Genomic DNA, 16,781 nt, shown 5'->3' with positions numbered 1-16,781 from the left:
GCAGCTCACTTGAGCGGTGCAGACGGTCCGGACGGATCGACCACCCACCTCTCCCCGTGAATGCGCTTCCAGACTCGACTCTGACCGACCCCGGCGTACCCTGTCAAGGCTGCAGAAACGTTATGAAAGCGCTTCCGGTAGGCCTACGATGGTGCGATGAGCGTCACTCTGGCCGACGTCGCACGGAGGGCCGGCGTGTCCCCGGCCACCGCGTCGCGGGCGCTCGGCGGGCGCCCGCACGTCGCCCCGGCCACGCGGATGCGCGTGCGCCGGGCGGCCGACGAGCTGAACTTCGTCGTCTCGCCGGAGGCGTCGCGGCTCGCGGGCGGTGCTCGCGGACGCGTCGGCGTCGTGGTGCCGCACCTCGCCCAGTGGTCCTGCGGCGCCGCGCTGGAGGGGCTCGAGCCGGTGCTCCGCGGGGCCGGGGTCGACCTGCTGCTCTACGGCGTCGGGGATCCCGCGGCGCGCACCGCGTTCTTCGCCGACCTGCCCGCCCGGCGCCGCGTCGACGCGCTGGTGGTGCTCGGCACGGCGCTCGACGAGCAGGAGCGGGCGCGGCTGGAGCTCATGGCGGTGCCGGTCGTGGCGGCCGCCGGCAGGGGCGGGCAGCCGGGCGTCCGGGTCGACGAGCACGCCGCCGCGCGCCACGCCGTCGACCACCTGCTGCACCTGGGCCACCGGCGGATCGGCGCGGTCGCCGCGGCGGGGCCGCCGGACGGGGTGCTCGAAGCGTTCGCGGCCGCCCATCGCGACGCACTGCACGACGCCGGGCTCGCGCACGACGCCGGCCTGCTCGTGCGCGTCGGGCGCGGCGCGCCGGGGGCGGCCGAGGGCGCGGGGCGCCTGCTCGGGCTGCGCGAGCCGCCGACGGCGGTGGTCGCCTCCAGCGACGAGGTCGCGCTCGGGGTCGTGCGGACGCTGGGGCGCGCGCGGCTGCGCGTGCCCGACGACGTGTCGGTGGTCGGTCTCGGCGACCACCCGCTGGCCGAGGCGGCCGACCTCACCACCGTGTGCCGGCCGGCGCGCGAGCAGGGCGCGGAGGCGGGCCGGATGGTGCTCGAGGCGCTGGCGGGCGGGGCCGTGCCGACGGTCGTGCTGCCCTCGCGGCTCGTGGTGCGCGGGAGCACGGCGCCCCCGGGCCGGACCACATGAGCCGCCGGGACGGCTGATTCAGGCGGGTACCCGGGTCAGGCGGCGCGGGCGACCGGCGCCGCGGGCGCGCCCCGTGTCGCGATCGTCATGCCCGCCTCGATCAGCCACAGCTGCGCGCGGGTGCAGGTGGGGCAGATCCAGAAGACCGTGCCGTCCGGCTCGTGCTGGCTGCTCCACGCCAGGTCGCCGGGAGCGTGGGGAAGGGCGCAGAGCGGGCAGGTGTCCATGTCCGTGGAGCCTGTCGTACGCGCTTTGCCGTGCTGTGAACCGAGCGCTAACACCACGGTGCGTGGACGTCCTACTACAAGGAGTGGAGGAACCGGTCGATGCGCACGAGCGCCTCCTCCAGCTGCGGCAGCGCCGTCGCGTAGGAGCAGCGGATGTGCCCCTCGCCCGACGGTCCGAACACGCCGCCGGGCACGACGGCGACGCTCTCGGCGTGCAGCAGCCGCTCCGCGAACGTCTCGGAGTCGAGCCCGGAGGAGCGGATCGAGGGGAAGGCGTAGAAGGCGCCGCCGGGCTCGGGGCAGTCGAGGCCGATCTCGCGCAGGCCCTTGACGAACACGCGCCGGCGCCGGTCGTAGTCGGCGACCATCGCGTCGACGTCGTCGTCGGGGCCCGACAGCGCCTCGACGGCCGCGAGCTGGGAGACGTGCGGCGCGCACAGCATCGTGTACTGGTGCACGCGCACGCACAGCTCGGCCACGGCCTGCGGCGCGCAGATCCAGCCGACGCGCCAGCCCGTCATCGCGTGCGCCTTGGAGAACCCGCCCAGCAGCACCGTGCGCTCGCGGGCGCCGGGCAGCGTGCCCAGGCAGGTGTGCGCGCCGGTGTAGGTCAGGCGATCGTAGATCTCGTCGGAGATGAGGTAGAGGTCGTGCTCCTGCGCGAGGCGGACCAGCCGTTCCAGCGCCTCCCGCGGCTGCACGGCGCCCGTCGGATTGGCGGGGGAACCGATGAGGATCGCCTTCGTGCGCGGGGTGATCGCGGCGGCGACCACGTCGGCGTCGATGGCGAAGTCGTCCTCCCAGCGCGTGGGCACCCGCACCGGCGTGCCCCCGGCGAACCCGACGCACGGCTCGTAGGCGACGTAGCAGGGCTCGGGGACGATCACCTCGTCGCCGGGGTTGAGCAGCACGCGCAGCACCAGGTCGAGGCCCTCGGAGACGCCCGTGGTGATGAGGCACTCCTCGCGCGGGTCGTAGCGCGCGCCGTAGCGGGAGGCGAGGTCGTCGCAGATCAGCTCGCGCAGCTTCGGGAGGCCGGCGTTGGAGGTGTAGGTGGTGAAGCCGTGCTCCAGGGCGTAGATCCCGGCCTCGCGGATGCGCCACGGCGTCACGAAGTCGGGCTCGCCGACGCCCAGGGAGATGACGTCGTCCATCTCGGCGGCGATGTCGAAGAACCGCCGGATGCCCGACGGGGGGCAGGCGGCGATGACGGTGTTGAGCGGCTTCACCGCGCACTCCTCACGGCGTGACCGGCAGGCGGTGGTCGGGCTCGGGCGCGCTGAACGAGTCGCCGTCGCGCTTGTAGGTCTTGAGCACGAAGTGCGTGGCGGTGGCGCGGACGCGGTCGATCGTCGAGAGCTTCTGCGACACGAAGTCCGACACCGCGCGGATCGTGCGGCCGTCGACGGTGCAGCGCAGGTCCTGGCTGCCCGAGACGAGGTACACGCTGCGGACCTCGGGGAACCGCGCGATGCGCTCGGCGACGTCGTCGAAGCCGACCCCGCGGGCCGGGGCCAGCGAGACGTCGATGAAGGCGGTGACGGTCTCGGCGGTGGGGTCGTCGGTGACCGCGTCCCAGTCGACGACGGCCTTGTAGCGGCGGATCGCGCCGGAGGCCTCCCAGGCCGCGACGGCGGCGCCCACCTCCGCGACCGGGATGCCCGTCATCGTCGCGATGGTGTCGTGGGAGAGCTGGGCGTCGCGCTCCAGGAGTTCGAGGATCTGCCGCACCGGCCGACCCTACGTCGCGGCCCGCGCGAGCCGGCGCACCGCCTCGACGACCACACCTTCGGGGTGCGTCGCGTAGCAGCAGCGCAGGCTCGACGGTGCCGGCTCGCCGACCGCGAACGCGCTGCCGGGCACGAACCCGACTCCGGCGTCGAGGGCACGGGGGAGCAGGGCGGTGGTGTCGACGCCGGGGAGGTCGAGCCAGCAGAACATCCCGCCGGCGGGCACGGAGCAGCTCGCCTGCGGCAGGTGCGTGGCCACGGCGGCGGTGAACGCGCGCGCCCGGGACGCGGTGGCGGCGCGGACGCGGTCGAGGTGGGCGTCGAACCAGGCGGTGTCGGCGACGAGCTCGGCCGCGACCGCCTGCGTCAGCGACGACGTGCACAGGTCGGTGCACTGCTTGAGCAGCTCCACGGCGGCCAGCACCTCGGGCGGCCCGGACAGCCAGCCCACGCGCAGCGCCGGGGCCAGCACCTTCGACGCGCTGCCCAGCCGCACGACCCGGTCGGAGTGGGCGGCGACGGGCACGGGCGGCGGGCCGTCGAAGGTGAGCAGGCCGTAGGGGTCGTCCTCGACGACGAGGAACCCGTAGCGCTCCGCCAGCTCCCCGAGCCGCACCCGCCGGGGCGCGGACAGCGTCACCCCGCGCGGGTTGTGGAAGCTCGCGACGGTGTGGACGAGCCGGGGACGCAGGCCGTCGCGCAGGCGGTGCTCGAGGTCGTCGACGCGCATGCCGTCGGCGTCCAGGAGCACGGCGTGCAGCCGCGCGCCGGCGGCCTGGAACACCTGCAGCGCCCCGACGTACGCGGGCTCTTCGACGACCACGTCGTCGCCGGCGTCGAGCAGGCCGCGGGCGACGAGGTCGAGCGCCTGCTGCGAGCCGGTCGTGACGACGACGTCGGCGACCTCCCGCCCGCACCGCGCGGTCTCGTGGGCGGCGAGCACGGCGCGCAGGGCCGGGAGGCCGGCCGTCTCGCCGTACTGGATCGACGCCGGGGCGGTGAGCGCCTTCGCCGCGGACTCGGCGATGCGGTCGCGGGGCATGAGCTCGGCTGCGGGCAGCCCCCCGGCCAGGCTGATCACCTCCGGGCGGGAGGTGAGGGCGAGGAGGTCGCGGATGGCGGAGCCGCGGACGGAGCGGGCGGCGGTGGAGAGGTGCACGGGGAGTCGCCTCACGGTCGATCGGACGGGCGGAGCGTCCTGGGTCGACAGGGCGGGTGGTGCGGGGCCGGTGTGCCCGTGGTGTTGATGGTGCCGCACGGATCCCGTGGTACGGAACAGCTTTCCTGAATCGTGAGACGGCATCGGGTGTCGGTGCTCGGTAGCCGCGTTCCGCGGAACGCTCGGGCGGGGCGTCGCGGCGGGCAGGGCGGCGACGAACTGCGCAGGTGCTGGTCGTTCGCGCACGTCGGGACGTGCGCGGGTGGGTGGAGGGTGCGCGGTCGGGAGTCGTCCGACGAGCCGGCGGCCGGGCCGGGACGGGCGGCGCCGTCCGGTTCCCGACCGACCCACCACCCCCCGGTTGTCGGACCCGGGTGGCAGGGTGTCGCCGTGACCTCCGACGCCGACGGCCTCTTCGACCTGCAGGAGCAGGCCCCCACCCCCGTCGACGTCCCCCGGGCGACGGCACCGCTCGCCGTCCGCATGCGCCCCCGTGCGCTCGACGAGGTCGTCGGGCAGGGCCACCTGCTCGCGCCCGGTGCCCCCCTGCGCCGGCTCGTGGAGGGTGGGGCGGCCGCGTCGGTGCTGCTCTACGGCCCGCCGGGCACCGGCAAGACCACGATCGCGCGGCTCCTCTCGCAAGCCGGGTCGCGGCACTTCGTCGCGCTGTCGGCGCTGTCGTCGGGGGTCAAGGAGCTGCGCCAGGTCATCGACGACGCCCGCCGCCGCCGCGACCACCACGACCAGCAGACCGTCCTGTTCATCGACGAGGTCCACCGCTTCTCCAAGACCCAGCAGGACGCGCTGCTCGGGGCCGTGGAGGACCGGCTCGTGCTGCTCGTCGCCGCCACCACGGAGAACCCGTCGTTCTCGGTGGTCTCGCCGCTGCTCTCGCGCTCGCTGGTCCTGCAGCTGCGCTCCCTCACCGACGACGACGTCCGCGCCCTGCTGCGCCGCGCCGTCGCCGACGCCCGCGGGCTGGGCGGGGCCGTCGAGCTCGACACCGAGGCGGAGGACGCGATCGTCCGCCTCTCCGGCGGCGACGCCCGCCGCGCGCTGACGGCGCTGGAGGCCGCGGCCGACGGGGTGGTCGGCACCGGCGCCACGACGCTCGACGTCGCCGCGGTCGAGCGCGCCGTCACCGAGGCGACCGTGCGCTACGACCGCCAGGGCGACCAGCACTACGACGTCATCAGCGCGTTCATCAAGTCCATCCGCGGCTCCGACCCCGACGCCGCGCTGCACTACCTCGCCCGGATGCTCGTGGCGGGGGAGGACCCGCGGTTCATCGCGCGGCGGCTGATGGTGCACGCCAGCGAGGACATCGGCCTGGCCGACCCCACCGCGCTGCAGGCCGCCGCGGCCGCCGCGCAGGTCGTCCAGCTCGTCGGGCTGCCCGAGTGCCGCCTCGCGCTCGCGCAGGCCACGCTGCACCTGGCGACGGCGCCGAAGTCGAACGCCGTGATCGTCGGCATCGACGAGGCGATGGCCGACGTCCGCGGCGGCGCGGCCGGCGCGGTGCCCCCGCACCTGCGCGACGGGCACTACGCCGGAGCCGAGAAGCTGGGCAACGCCGTCGGCTACCGCTACCCGCACTCCAGCCCCGACGGCGTGCTGCCCCAGCAGTACCCGCCCGACGTCCTGGTCGGCCGCGACTACTACCGCCCCACCGCCCACGGCGGCGAGCGCACGCTGCGCGACCGCCTCGACAAGCTGCGCCGGGTCGTCCGCGGGGCGCGGTGAGAACCAGCCGGTGAGCCCTAGTCGCCGAGCGAGGTCCGGAACTGCATCGCCTTGTACGGCCAGTCCAGGGCGGTGTTCCACTGGCTCACCACCAGGTGCAGGTCGGCGCGCGTCGAGCCGGGCAGCACGTACCCGCCGTAGAGCTGCGCGACGCGCCCCGTGGCGTGGTCCTCGTCCTCCCACGCGCAGCCGTGCAGGACGGTCGTGCGCCGGGCGCGGTGCAGGTCGTCGAGCGGGGAGGCGAGGTCGAGGACGTCGATGCGGTAGTTGCCGGCGTCGAACACCGACAGCAGCCAGCGGTCCTCGCCGCCGGGCTCGGGCACCCGCCGCAGGCTGAGCTCGCCGAACGCCCCCGGCAGGGCGACGGTCGGCGGCCGGCCCCAGGCCCACCCCTCGTCCGGGGTGGAGCCCCAGCTCTCCCAGGACCCCGGGTCCGTCAGCCGCTCGGCGGGCACGCGGTGCAGCACCAGGCCCTGCGCGCGCTGGAAGCCGGTGGTGAAGGCGTAGACGAAGCCGTCGTCGCCGAGCTCCCAGGTGAGCATCTGGAGCATCCCGCCGAGGTGCCCGCCCGGCCAGCGCACGCCGGTCGGCCGCCAGGTGACGCCCTGGTCGCGCGAGGAGTGGATCTCCGTCCAGTGCACGTGCCCCAGCTCGCGGCACACCATGACGTGCAGGTACATGACGTCACCGATCGTGATGACGTCGGTCGGCAGCACGGTCGTCACGCGGCGGGGGCGCCGGGCGAACCAGCGCGGCAGCTGGTGGACGTAGCGCACGACCTGCCGCGCGCGCGGGCCGCGGCCGCCGCTGCCCGTCCACCGCACCCCGGTCGGCACCGACGCCGGGTCGCCGAACAGCACGACCGGCGAGCGCCAGCCGCGCCCGCCCGCCCGGGGCGAGGCGAACGTGTCGCCGAAGACCGACACCAGCCGCCCGTCCGGGGCCGACGTCGTCGTGCCGAGGTCGGTGCCGCCGATGCCGAACGCGTCGGTGTGCCCGGGCCCGGTGAGGTCGGTGACCTTGGACGTGCGGATCACACGGCGTCCCGCTCGATGGGGCAGCTCATGCAGCGCGGGCCGCCGCGCCCGCGGCCGAGCTCGCCGCCGGGGATGTCGAGGACCTCGATCCCGTGGCGGCGCAGGAAGGCGTTGGTGGTGACGTTGCGCTCGTAGGTCACGACCACCCCGGGCGCGACGGCGAGGGTGTTGCAGCCGTCGTCCCACTGCTCGCGCTCGGCGGCGTGCACGTCCTGCTCCGCGGTGAGCACGCGGATCTCCGGCAGGCCCAGGACCTCGGCGATCGCGGCGTGCATGCCGTCGGGCGCGTGGTCGGTGACGTGCAGCTCCTTCTCGTTGTCGCCCGGGCGCACGGTGTAGGCGGGCAGCATCCCGAGGCCCGCGTACTTCGTGAACGTCTCCGGGTCGACCATCGTCATCACGGTGTCGAGGTGCATCAGCGCGCGCGTCTCGGGCATGCGCAGCGCGACGATCCGGTCGACGTCACCGCCCGCGAACAGCGTCCGCGCCAGCCGCTCGACGCCCGCCGCCGTCGTCCGCTCGCTCATCCCGATGAGGACCGCGCCGCCGCCGAGCACGAGCATGTCGCCGCCCTCGGTGGTGGCGACGCCGTTCTCCGAGCCGGCCGACCAGGTGCGGAACTCGGCGTCCGCGAAGAGCGGGTGCCACCGGTACACGGCCTCGTAGTGCACCGTCTCCCGCACCCGCGCCTGCTTGCGCATGCTGTTGATCGAGACCCCGCCGCCGATCCACGCCGACGTGTCGCGCGTGTAGAGGTGGTTGGGCAGCGGCTCGAGGACGAAGTCGTCGGGGTCCAGCACGTGGAAGGCGATCGATCGCGGCTCGGGGATCCGGTCGAGCACCTCGCGCTTGGTGATCCCGCCGATGAGGTGCTCGGTGAGCGTGTCGACGTCCATCGCGTCGAAGCAGTTGCGCAGCGCGTCGATCGCCAGCGGGCCGTACACGCGCTCGTCGAAGATCCGGTCCAGGACGTAGGCGTGGGCCTCGGGGATCCCGACGGTCGTGCGGAGCAGCTCGCCGAACAGGTGCACGGTGACGCCGCGCTGCGCGAGCACCTCGGCGAAGCGGTCGTGCTCCTCCTGCGCACGCTGCACCCACAGCACGTCGTCGAACAGCAGGCGGTCCTTGTTGCCCGGCGTGAGGCGCTTCAGCTCCAGGCCGGGGCGGTGCAGGATCACCTGGCGGAGCTGTCCGACCTCGGAGTCGACGCGGTACATGCGTGCCATCCTGCACCGCCCCGACCCACCGCGGTCGGCGAGCGGCTCAGCCGAGGCCGACCTCCAGGTTCGGCACGTGCGGGCTCTCCGCCGAGCCGAACCGCTTCCAGCCCAGCGGATCGGCCTCGTCGGTCGCGCGCAGCAGCACCGTCCCGGTGGGGACGCCCGCGGCCGACCAGGCCCGGACCAGCTCCGTGAGGTCCACCTGCGTCCAGCCCGCGGCGCAGGCGGCGGAGTTGCCGCGCGTCTCGGTGCTCGTCGCCCACACCCGCTCGGCCGCGGGCTGGTCCGCGAAGCGCGTCGCCGGGCCGACGGCGGGGGAGGACCACACCTCCCACGACGCCGGGCGGCACGACGACGACCACTCCTGGTGCACGCGCAGCGTCGCCGAGGTGATCGCGCGGCCGCTGACCTCGGCAAGGTCGAAGGTGAGGAAGCTGCGCGCCACGGCGACGCCGTCGTAGCTGCCCAGGCGCAGGTCGGGGTCGCCGGACGCGTCGCTGCGCAGGACCGTCGACTGCACGGTGGTGTCGAACGGGACGGGCGCGGTGCCGCTGACCGGCGCCGACGCGACGACCCGGCTGACGGCCGACTCCGTGGCGGTGCCCTCGACGACGCGCTCCGCACCCGCGGCAGTGGCCGGCCCGCCGGTCGTGGACCCGGCTGCCGTGGTCAGGGCCAGCACCGGCGCCGGCCCGACCGCGGTGCCCGCCCGGCGGACCGACGCGGCGAAGCCCGACCGCGTCGCCTCGACGACGAGGTCGTGGCCCGGCACGACCTGGGCGTAGGTGGCGCGGTGGCCGGCCAGCGCCGGTGCGGGCAGCGGGCCCGGGGCGACGGGGGCGAGCGCGGCGGACCCACCGCCCGCCCAGCGCACGACCGGCCCGGACGGGGTCAGGGTGAGGTCGTGCTCCGACGCCGCCGGCCGCACGACGCCGTCCGGCGAGGTCACGAGCGTCAGGTCGACGGGCACCCACTCCGCGCCGCGCCGCAGCTGGACGGGTCCGGCGAAGAGGGTGACGGCGCGCGACCCGTCGACGCGCGCGGTGCTCGTGCTGGTCTCGGTGCGCCGCTCGGCGGTGTCCGGTTCGTCCGCGTGCGCGGTGCCGGGCAGGGCCAGTGCGAGCGCGGCACCCAGGATCACCGCGGTGCGTGCCGCGTGGGTTCTCATGATCGTAAGGAGTAGGGGTGGTCACGCGGGGCCGACAAGATCCACCGCCGCATCGCACCCACAGCGGTGACGGCGTCCATCCGATCGGGGACGGCGTGACCGGCCGGTCGCCCTGCGACGCGCCCGCGCGCACCGGGGAGGAGCGCGTCAGGAGCGACGGCGGAAGGGGCGGCCCTCGGTCGCGGCGTCCAGCAGCATCTCCGGGCACAGCGCGCCGAACAGGATCGTCAGCAGCAGCTCCGCGCGGGCGTCGGCGGTCTCGTCGGGCCGGTTCATGGCGCGCGTCAGCATCGTGTTGACGACGATCGTCGCCATGTCGCCTGCCGCGGGGTAGGGACGCAGGGCGCCGGTGTCCTGGCCGTGCTCCACGAGGATCCGGATCGCGTCGGGCACCGGTGCGAGCAGCCGGGGGTCGATCTCGTCGGTCGGGTCGGCCGGGCCCTCCACCCGGATCGTGTAGTCCTGCACCGCGGCGAAGAACGAGGCGGCGAGCTCACGGTGTCGGGAGGTGGTGCGGGCCAGCGCCCGGATCTGGTCCTCCAGCGCGGCGACGACGGGCCGGTCGGCCGCGACGTCGCGCTCGGCCTGCACGAACAGCGGGTGCACCAGCGGGGCGAAGACGTGCCCGATCAGCGTGTGCTTGGACGGGAAGTGGTTGTAGGCGGTGGCCGCGCTGACGCCCGCGGCGGCCGCGACGTCCTCGATGCGCGTGCGCGCCCAGCCGCGCGATCCGAACGTGGCGTCGGCGGCGTCCAGCAGCGCGCGACGCGTGCGGTCGCGCTTCGTCTGGGCGGCCCGGGCCCGGGGATCGGCCGGTCGGGGAGGGTCGGCGGAGGACATTGAGCGCAGAGTAACGAACTTCCGGTCGAACTGCTCTTGACTCCAACTTGGAGTGTCACCCAAAATGCGTACTTGAGAGATGAACGAGTTCGTTCCGACGGGCACACCGGAGCGGGCTCGGGAGGGTGTCGGGCCGGGAGCGTCGGGGGACGTTCACGGATGCCGCGGTCCTCCGTCGCACGGCCGCTCGACCCCGGACCCCCGTGTCCGGGCGGCCGACCGCACGAGGCCGACGTCCACGCGCCGGCCCAGGAGGGGAACCCGCGATGAACGAGAACATCCGATGAACGCCGCCACCGTCCTGGAGCGGCCCCTGGGGGCGGCCGTGGGCGTGGCGCCCACCGGGGCCCCGCCACCTGTGGCCGTGGTGCCCGTCGTCGAGTCACTGGTCGCCGCCGCGGTCGCCGACGAGCCAGGGGCGCGTGAGCGACTTCTCACCGTCATCCACCCGTTCGTGTTGCGCTACTGTCGCGCGCGGCTGGGCCGGCAGGAGAGCGTGTCCGGTTCGGCCGACGACGTCGCGCAGGAAGTCTGTCTCGCCGTCGTCAGCGCGCTGCCCTCGTACACGATGCGCGGGCTGTCGTTCCGCGCGTTCGTCTACGGCATCGCGGCCCACAAGGTCACCGACGCGTTCCGCGCGATCGGGCGCAACCGCACCGAGCCCGTCGCCGACCTGCCCGACGTCCCCGTCTCCGACGACGGCCCCGAGCACCGCCTGCTGGCCCACGAGCTCAACGAGCGGCTCGGCGGACTGCTCGAGGTCCTCACCCCGCGCCAGCGCGAGGTCCTCGTCCTGCGCATCGCCGTCGGGTTCAGCGCCGAGGAGACGGCCGCCGCCGTCCGCTCGACGCCGGGCGCGGTCCGCGTCACCCAGCACCGCGCGCTCGGCCGCCTCCGGGCGGCGCTGGGCACGGTCGGCGGCGAGCTGGTCCTGCCGGCTCCACGCCGCCCGCTCGACGCCGGCTGACCGCGGTTTCCGCGCCGGACCGGTGATCGTCTCCGGTCCGCCGCGGGCGCCCGTGGCCCCGGGTGGCGGGCCGTACCCCGCGCGGTAGCCTGACCGCCGATCACACCCTGTGTCGGAACGGTTCGAGGAGGCTTCGTGTCGGCTGGTCAGATCGCCGCGCTGATCGCCGCGGGGGCGTTCGTCGTCCTCGTGCTGCTGCTGGCGGTCCCGCTGCTCAAGCTGGGTCGCACCCTCGACGAGGCGACGGTGGCCATCCGCAAGGCCCACGAGGGCAGCACCCCGCTGCTCGACAACGCGCAGACGACGCTGCACCAGGTCAACACGCAGCTGGAGCGCGTCGACGGCATCACCTCCAGCGCCCGCACCGTCACCAGCAACATCTCGGTGCTCACCTCGCTGTTCACCGCCACGCTCGGCGGCCCGCTCGTGCGCGCCGCGGCGTTCTCCTACGGCCTGAACAAGGCCGTCAAGGCCCGTCGCGCCGGCCGCGACGCCGGAGCGCACTCGCTGCGGACCCGCCCGGGCCGTCTCCGGAGGAAGAAGAAGTGAAGAGGCTGTTCTGGCTCGGGGTCGGCGCGGCCGCCGGCTCCTACGTCACCCGCCGCGCCTCGCGCGCGGCCCAGGCCGTCACCCCGGCCGGCATCGGCGAGAACATCGCCGACGGCCTGCGCGAGCTCGGTGCCGGCCTCGGCGCGTTCGGCGCCGAGGTCCGCGCCGGGATGACCGCGCGCGAGCGCGAGCTCACGGAGCTGGTCGAGCGCCGCACCGGCGGCCACGTCCCGACCTACTCCGAGGCGCTGGCCGAGCCGGCCCCCGCGCTCGGCCCCCGGGACCGAGCGCCGCGCGCGGGGAACTGACCCCGCCGCCCCGCGCGCCCCGACCCCTTCTGGCAGAGAGCACCGCCGTGCAGACCCACGAGATCGTCCGCCGCTTCACCGACCACTTCACGGCCGCGGGCCACACCCGCGTGCCCAGTGCGTCGCTCATCCTCGACGATCCGAACCTGCTGTTCGTCAACGCGGGGATGGTGCAGTTCAAGCCGTACTTCCTCGGTGAGGTGCCGGCGCCGTACCCGACGGCCACGTCGATCCAGAAGTGCGTGCGCACCGGTGACATCGACGAGGTCGGCCGCACCACGCGGCACAACACGTTCTTCCAGATGGCCGGCAACTTCTCCTTCGGCGACTACTTCAAGGCCGGGGCGATCGAGCACGCCTGGACGCTGATCACCGAGTCGTTCGGCTTCGACCCCGAGCGCCTGTGGGCCACGGTCTACCTCGACGACGACGAGGCCGAGCAGCTGTGGCGGCGCTACCTGCCCGCGGAGCGCATCCAGCGCCGCAGCGGCAAGGACAACTACTGGGACATGGGCGTGCCCGGCCCCGGCGGCCCCTGCTCGGAGATCTACTACGACCGCGGCCCGGAGCACGGGCGCGACGGCGGCCCCGAGGCCGACGAGGACCGCTACCTGGAGATCTGGAACCTGGTCTTCATGCAGGACGTCCGCGGCGAGCTGTCCCCGAAGCTGGGGCACGCGCCGATCGGCCGACTGCCCCGGCCCAACATCGACACCGGCATGGGCGTCGAGCGCGTGGCCACGCTGCTGCAGGGCGTCGAGAACGTCTACGAGACCGACCTGGTCCGCCCGGTGATCGCCCGCGCCGAGGAGTTCTCCGGCCGCCGCTACGGCGCGAGCACCGAGGACGACGTGCGATTCCGCGTGATCGCCGACCATGCGCGCTCCGGCGTCATGATCATCGGTGACGGGGTGACGCCGTCCAACGAGGGCCGCGGCTACGTCCTGCGCCGGCTGCTGCGCCGCATCGTCCGCTCCGCGCGGCTGCTCGGCGTGCACGAGCCGGTGCTCGGATCGTTCGCCGAGGTCGTCCGGGACGCGATGAGCCCCACCTACCCGGAGCTGGTCACCGACTTCGAGCGGATCTCCGCGGTCGTCCGCGCCGAGGAGGAGGCCTTCCTCCAGACGCTCACGGCGGGCTCGCGGATCTTCGACACCGCCGTCGCGCAGACGAAGTCGGCGGGCGCCACGGTGCTGCCCGGCGACCGCGCGTTCCAGCTGCACGACACGTACGGCTTCCCGATCGACCTCACGCTGGAGATGGCGTCCGAGGCCGGCCTCGACGTCGACCGCGAGCGGTTCACCGCGCTCATGCAGGAGCAGCGCACCCGCGCGAAGGCCGACGCGGCCAAGCACAAGGTGGGCCACGGCGGCGACGGCTCGATCTACCGCGCGCTGCTCGACACCCACGGCGCCGTCGACTTCCTCGGCTACACCGAGCTCGCCGCCGAGGCCACCGTCACCGGCCTGCTCGTCGACGGCGTCCCGGCGCCGGCCGCGCGCGAGGGCGACGCGGTGGAGGTCGTGCTCGACCGCACCCCGTTCTACGCCGAGGCGGGCGGCCAGCAGGCCGACACCGGTGAGCTGCGCGGGGCGTCGTTCACCGTCCGCGTCGACGACGTGCAGGCGCCCGTCGCCGGTCTGCGGGTGCACCGCGGCACGGTCACGGCGGGCGAGGTCGTGCTCGACGCGGCCGTCGTCGCCGAGGTCGACCGCAGCCGCCGCCTCGCGATCTCCCGCGCCCACACCGCGACCCACCTGGTGCACGCCGGCGTCCGCGGCGCGCTGGGCCCGTCGGCCGCGCAGGCGGGCTCGCTCAACGCCCCCGGCCGGATGCGCTTCGACTTCACCTCGCCCGGCGGGGCGGTCGCGCCGGCCGCGCTCGCCGAGATCGAGGACGAGGTCAACACCGTCCTGCAGGAGAACCGCGAGGTGGAGGCCTACGAGACCTCCATGGACGAGGCCCGCAGGCTCGGCGCGATGATGCTGTTCGGCGAGAAGTACGGCGACCGCGTGCGCGTCGTCGACATGGGGGAGTACTCCCGCGAGCTGTGCGGTGGCACCCACGTCGGGCGCACCGGCGAGATCGGGATGGTCAAGGTGCTGTCGGAGGCCTCGATCGGCTCCGGTGTGCGCCGCGTCGACGCGCTCGTCGGGCTCGACGCCTTCCGCTTCCTCTCGCGCGAGCACGTGCTGGTCTCCAACCTCGCCGAGCAGCTCAAGGCCCGGCCCGAGGACATCCCGGAGCGCATCAACTCCCTGGTCGAGCGCCTGCGCACCGCCGAGCGCGACCTCGACAAGGTCCGCGCCGACGCCGTGCTGTCGTCGGCGGGCGCGCTCGCCGAGGGTGCCGAGGACATCGGCGGGGTCGCGCTCGTGGCCGTCGCCGCGCCCGACGGCGTCGGCGGCAACGACCTGCGCGCGCTGGCCGCCGAGGTGCGGGGCCGGCTGGGCTCGCGCCCGGGCGTCGTCGCGCTGTTCTCCTCCGACGGCGACAAGGTGGCGTTCGTCGTCGCGACGACGTCGGCCGCGCGCGACGCGGGCCTCGCCGCCGGGAAGCTCATCCCGGCGTTCGCGGGCGCCGTGGGCGGGCGGGGCGGCGGCAAGCCCGACCTCGCGCAGGGCGGGGGCACCGACCCGTCGGGCGTCCCGGCCGCGGTCGACGCGCTGCGGGCGCACCTGCGTGCCCGCTGAGGAGAGGAACGCTGAGCTCGTGTCCGTGGAGCAGGTCCCGCGGCGCGGGCGCCGGATCGGCATCGACGTCGGCTCGGTCCGGGTCGGCGTCGCGCTGTCGGACCCGGACGGGCTGATCGCGACCCCGCTGGTCACCGTGCCGCGCGACGTCGAGGGCGGCACCGACGTCGTCGCGGTGGCCGCGCTGGTGGCCGAGCACGAGGCCGTCGGCGTGGTCGTCGGCCTGCCGCGGACCCTCGCCGGGCGCGAGGGCCCGGCCGCGGAGGCCGCGCGGGTGTTCGTCGCCGCGCTGGAGCCGGCGCTGGCGGTGCCGGTCGAGCTGTCCGACGAGCGCCTGACCACCGTCGTCGCCACCCGCCAGCTCCGCGAGAGCGGGCGCAAGGGGCGCAAGCAGCGTGCGGTCGTCGACCAGGTCGCGGCGGTCGGCATCCTGCAGGGCTGGCTGGACCGCCATCGCTGACGAGCGGACGTCCGGGCCCGGACCCGGCGACCCGGGCGGGTCGGCGTCCGAACCCCCTTCCGGCGCCGATCGTGCGAGATCGTTACCCTCCGGCCCTGTGGACATCGACGGCCCGACGACGCGGTTGCGCAGTGTCCCCGGATCGAGTGTCCCCGGGTCGGGTGGCGCTGGATCGGGTGTCCCCGGGTCGGGTGGCGCTGGAGCGGGCGGCGCCCCGGATGCCGGACACGACGCCGAGACCGCACCGATCCGCATCGCGCGGGCCGGGCCGGTGCGGCACGAGCCGACGGCCAGCTCCGGCTCCGGCTCGTCCGGCTCCGCCTCGGACGACTCCGGCAACTCCGGTTCCGGCTCCGGCGATGACGCGCCGCCCACCCGGCGCCGGGCCGCTCCGGCCCGCCGGTCGCCGGGGCGGGGGCAGCGCCGCGGGGTCCTCCTGCTGGCCGTCGCCGTCCTGCTGGTCGCCGTCCTGGGCGGCGCCTACTACCTCTTCCGGTCGCTGACCGCCGCCCCCGACTTCGACGGCCCGGGGGAGGGCGACGTCGTCGTCCAGGTCGCCGACGGCGACTCCACCGCCGCGATCGGCCGCACGCTGGAGAGCTCCGGCGTCGTCGCGAGCGTGGCGGCGTTCCTCGACGCGGCCCGCGAGGACGAGCGGATCCTCGGCGTGCAGCCCGGCTCGTACCAGATGCGGGCGCGGATGTCGGCCGCCGCGGCCGTGGAGCGCCTGCTCGACCCGGAGGCCCGCGTCGGGCAGCTGGAGATCCGCGGCGGGGTGCAGCTCGACGACACCAGCGCGCCCGACGGCACCGTCGCGCCCGGGGTGCTCAGCCTCATCTCGCGCGCCAGCTGCGCCCGGCTCGACGGCGCGGAGTCCTGCGTGTCGGTCGACGACCTGCGCGCGGCGATGGCCGAGACCGACCCGGCCGAGCTCGGGGTGCCGTCGTGGGCCCTGGAGGCGGTGTCCGCGGCCGACCCGGTGCGCCGCCTCGAGGGGCTGCTCGTGCCGGGCGTCTACGAGGTGGAGCCCGGCCGCTCGGCGGTCGAGGTGCTGCAGGCGCTGCTCGCCACGTCCACGGCGCAGCTCGAGGCCAGCGGCATCGTCTCCGGCGCCGCGGCGATGGGCTACACGCCCTACGAGGTCCTGGTGATCTCCTCGCTCGTGGAGAAGGAGGGGATCACGCCGGACATGCCCGAGGTCGCGCGCGTGATCTACAACCGGCTCGGCGCCGGGCAGCGCCTGGAGCTCGACTCCACCGTCAACTACCCGCTCGACCTGCAGGCCCTGCGCACCACGGCCGAGGACCGCGCCCGCCCCGGCCCGTACAACAGCTACGCCACGGCCGGATTGCCGCCGACGCCGATCGCCGCGGCCGGCCGCGACGCCATCGCCGCCGCGCTGGCTCCGGAGCCCGGGCCGTGGTTCTTCTTCGTGCGCTGCCAGACCGACGGCACCTCGTGCTTCGCGGAGACCTTCCCCGAGCACACCGCGAACGTAGCGCTGGCGCGGGAGAACGGCGCCTTCTAG

At 75.0% G+C, this 16,781-nt stretch carries 16 protein-coding genes; 8 read left to right on the top strand and 8 right to left on the bottom strand.

The window, feature by feature from the left end; translation table 11 throughout:
• Positions 1-156: 156 nt before the first annotated feature.
• The gene (locus I4I82_RS32370) at positions 157-1,152 is read left to right on the top strand and encodes a LacI family DNA-binding transcriptional regulator (protein WP_218594272.1); all 996 of its coding nucleotides are present in this window, start codon (positions 157-159) and stop codon (positions 1,150-1,152) included.
• A 35-nt stretch (positions 1,153-1,187) separates the two neighbouring features.
• Here the strand turns inward: I4I82_RS32370 and I4I82_RS32365 are convergent, their stop codons facing one another.
• From I4I82_RS32365 to I4I82_RS32350, 4 genes are all read right to left on the bottom strand, one after another.
• The gene (locus tag I4I82_RS32365; protein ID WP_218594271.1) at positions 1,188-1,379 is read right to left on the bottom strand and encodes a hypothetical protein; all 192 of its coding nucleotides are present in this window, start codon (positions 1,377-1,379) and stop codon (positions 1,188-1,190) included.
• A 74-nt stretch (positions 1,380-1,453) separates the two neighbouring features.
• Positions 1,454-2,608 (bottom strand): aminotransferase class I/II-fold pyridoxal phosphate-dependent enzyme, encoded by a 1,155-nt coding sequence (locus I4I82_RS32360; RefSeq protein WP_218594270.1) that lies wholly within the window; start codon positions 2,606-2,608, stop codon positions 1,454-1,456.
• A 10-nt stretch (positions 2,609-2,618) separates the two neighbouring features.
• Positions 2,619-3,110, bottom strand: a complete 492-nt coding sequence (locus I4I82_RS32355) for an Lrp/AsnC family transcriptional regulator (protein ID WP_218594269.1) — start codon at positions 3,108-3,110, stop codon at positions 2,619-2,621.
• Positions 3,111-3,119: 9 nt separating this feature from the next.
• Positions 3,120-4,268 carry an aminotransferase-like domain-containing protein gene (locus I4I82_RS32350; RefSeq protein ID WP_226370381.1) on the bottom strand — a complete coding sequence of 383 codons (1,149 nt, stop codon included), beginning with the start codon at positions 4,266-4,268 and terminating at the stop codon, positions 3,120-3,122.
• 420 nt (positions 4,269-4,688) lie between these two features.
• On the opposite strand from I4I82_RS32350, the gene I4I82_RS32345 reads away from it, so the two are divergent.
• The gene (locus I4I82_RS32345; RefSeq protein WP_225922669.1) at positions 4,689-6,011 is read left to right on the top strand and encodes a replication-associated recombination protein A; all 1,323 of its coding nucleotides are present in this window, start codon (positions 4,689-4,691) and stop codon (positions 6,009-6,011) included.
• A 17-nt stretch (positions 6,012-6,028) separates the two neighbouring features.
• Here I4I82_RS32345 and I4I82_RS32340 read toward each other — a convergent pair whose 3' ends face one another.
• From I4I82_RS32340 to I4I82_RS32325, 4 genes are all read right to left on the bottom strand, one after another.
• Complete coding sequence (locus I4I82_RS32340) at positions 6,029-7,048, bottom strand: glycoside hydrolase family 183 protein (RefSeq protein ID WP_218593629.1); 1,020 nt, start codon at positions 7,046-7,048, stop codon at positions 6,029-6,031.
• Entirely contained in the window at positions 7,045-8,265 is a 1,221-nt protein-coding gene (locus I4I82_RS32335) for an arginine deiminase (RefSeq protein ID WP_443690128.1), read from the bottom strand. Before I4I82_RS32335 ends, I4I82_RS32340 begins: the two co-directional genes overlap by 4 nt.
• Positions 8,266-8,311: 46 nt before the next feature.
• Positions 8,312-9,436 carry a DNRLRE domain-containing protein gene (locus I4I82_RS32330; RefSeq protein WP_218593631.1) on the bottom strand — a complete coding sequence of 375 codons (1,125 nt, stop codon included), beginning with the start codon at positions 9,434-9,436 and terminating at the stop codon, positions 8,312-8,314.
• A 147-nt stretch (positions 9,437-9,583) separates the two neighbouring features.
• Positions 9,584-10,276, bottom strand: coding sequence for a TetR/AcrR family transcriptional regulator (locus I4I82_RS32325; RefSeq protein WP_218593632.1), 693 nt, complete (start codon positions 10,274-10,276; stop codon positions 9,584-9,586).
• 283 nt (positions 10,277-10,559) lie between these two features.
• Here I4I82_RS32325 and shbA point away from each other — a divergent pair, with 283 nt between their 5' ends.
• The 6 genes from shbA to I4I82_RS32295 all read left to right on the top strand — a co-directional run bounded on the left by shbA (position 10,560) and on the right by I4I82_RS32295 (position 16,781).
• The gene (gene shbA, locus I4I82_RS32320) at positions 10,560-11,243 is read left to right on the top strand and encodes an RNA polymerase sigma factor ShbA (RefSeq protein ID WP_218593633.1); all 684 of its coding nucleotides are present in this window, start codon (positions 10,560-10,562) and stop codon (positions 11,241-11,243) included.
• Between the two features lie 135 nt (positions 11,244-11,378).
• On the top strand, positions 11,379-11,792 hold the full coding sequence (locus I4I82_RS32315; RefSeq protein ID WP_218593634.1) for a DUF948 domain-containing protein: 414 nt from the start codon (positions 11,379-11,381) through the stop codon (positions 11,790-11,792).
• The gene (locus tag I4I82_RS32310; RefSeq protein WP_218596354.1) at positions 11,789-12,100 is read left to right on the top strand and encodes a hypothetical protein; all 312 of its coding nucleotides are present in this window, start codon (positions 11,789-11,791) and stop codon (positions 12,098-12,100) included. The genes I4I82_RS32315 and I4I82_RS32310 overlap by 4 nt, the downstream gene beginning before the upstream one ends.
• A 47-nt stretch (positions 12,101-12,147) precedes the next feature.
• Entirely contained in the window at positions 12,148-14,793 is a 2,646-nt protein-coding gene (gene alaS / locus I4I82_RS32305; RefSeq protein WP_218596353.1) for an alanine--tRNA ligase, read from the top strand.
• Positions 14,794-14,812: 19 nt separating this feature from the next.
• Positions 14,813-15,253 carry a Holliday junction resolvase RuvX gene (ruvX, locus tag I4I82_RS32300; RefSeq protein ID WP_218594559.1) on the top strand — a complete coding sequence of 147 codons (441 nt, stop codon included), beginning with the start codon at positions 14,813-14,815 and terminating at the stop codon, positions 15,251-15,253.
• Between the two features lie 97 nt (positions 15,254-15,350).
• Entirely contained in the window at positions 15,351-16,781 is a 1,431-nt protein-coding gene (locus I4I82_RS32295; RefSeq protein ID WP_226370380.1) for an endolytic transglycosylase MltG, read from the top strand.

The organism is Pseudonocardia oceani (assembly GCF_019263585.2).
GTDB classification, from domain to species: domain Bacteria; phylum Actinomycetota; class Actinomycetes; order Mycobacteriales; family Pseudonocardiaceae; genus Pseudonocardia; species Pseudonocardia oceani.
This window is presented reverse-complemented; position numbering and strand designations above follow the sequence as displayed.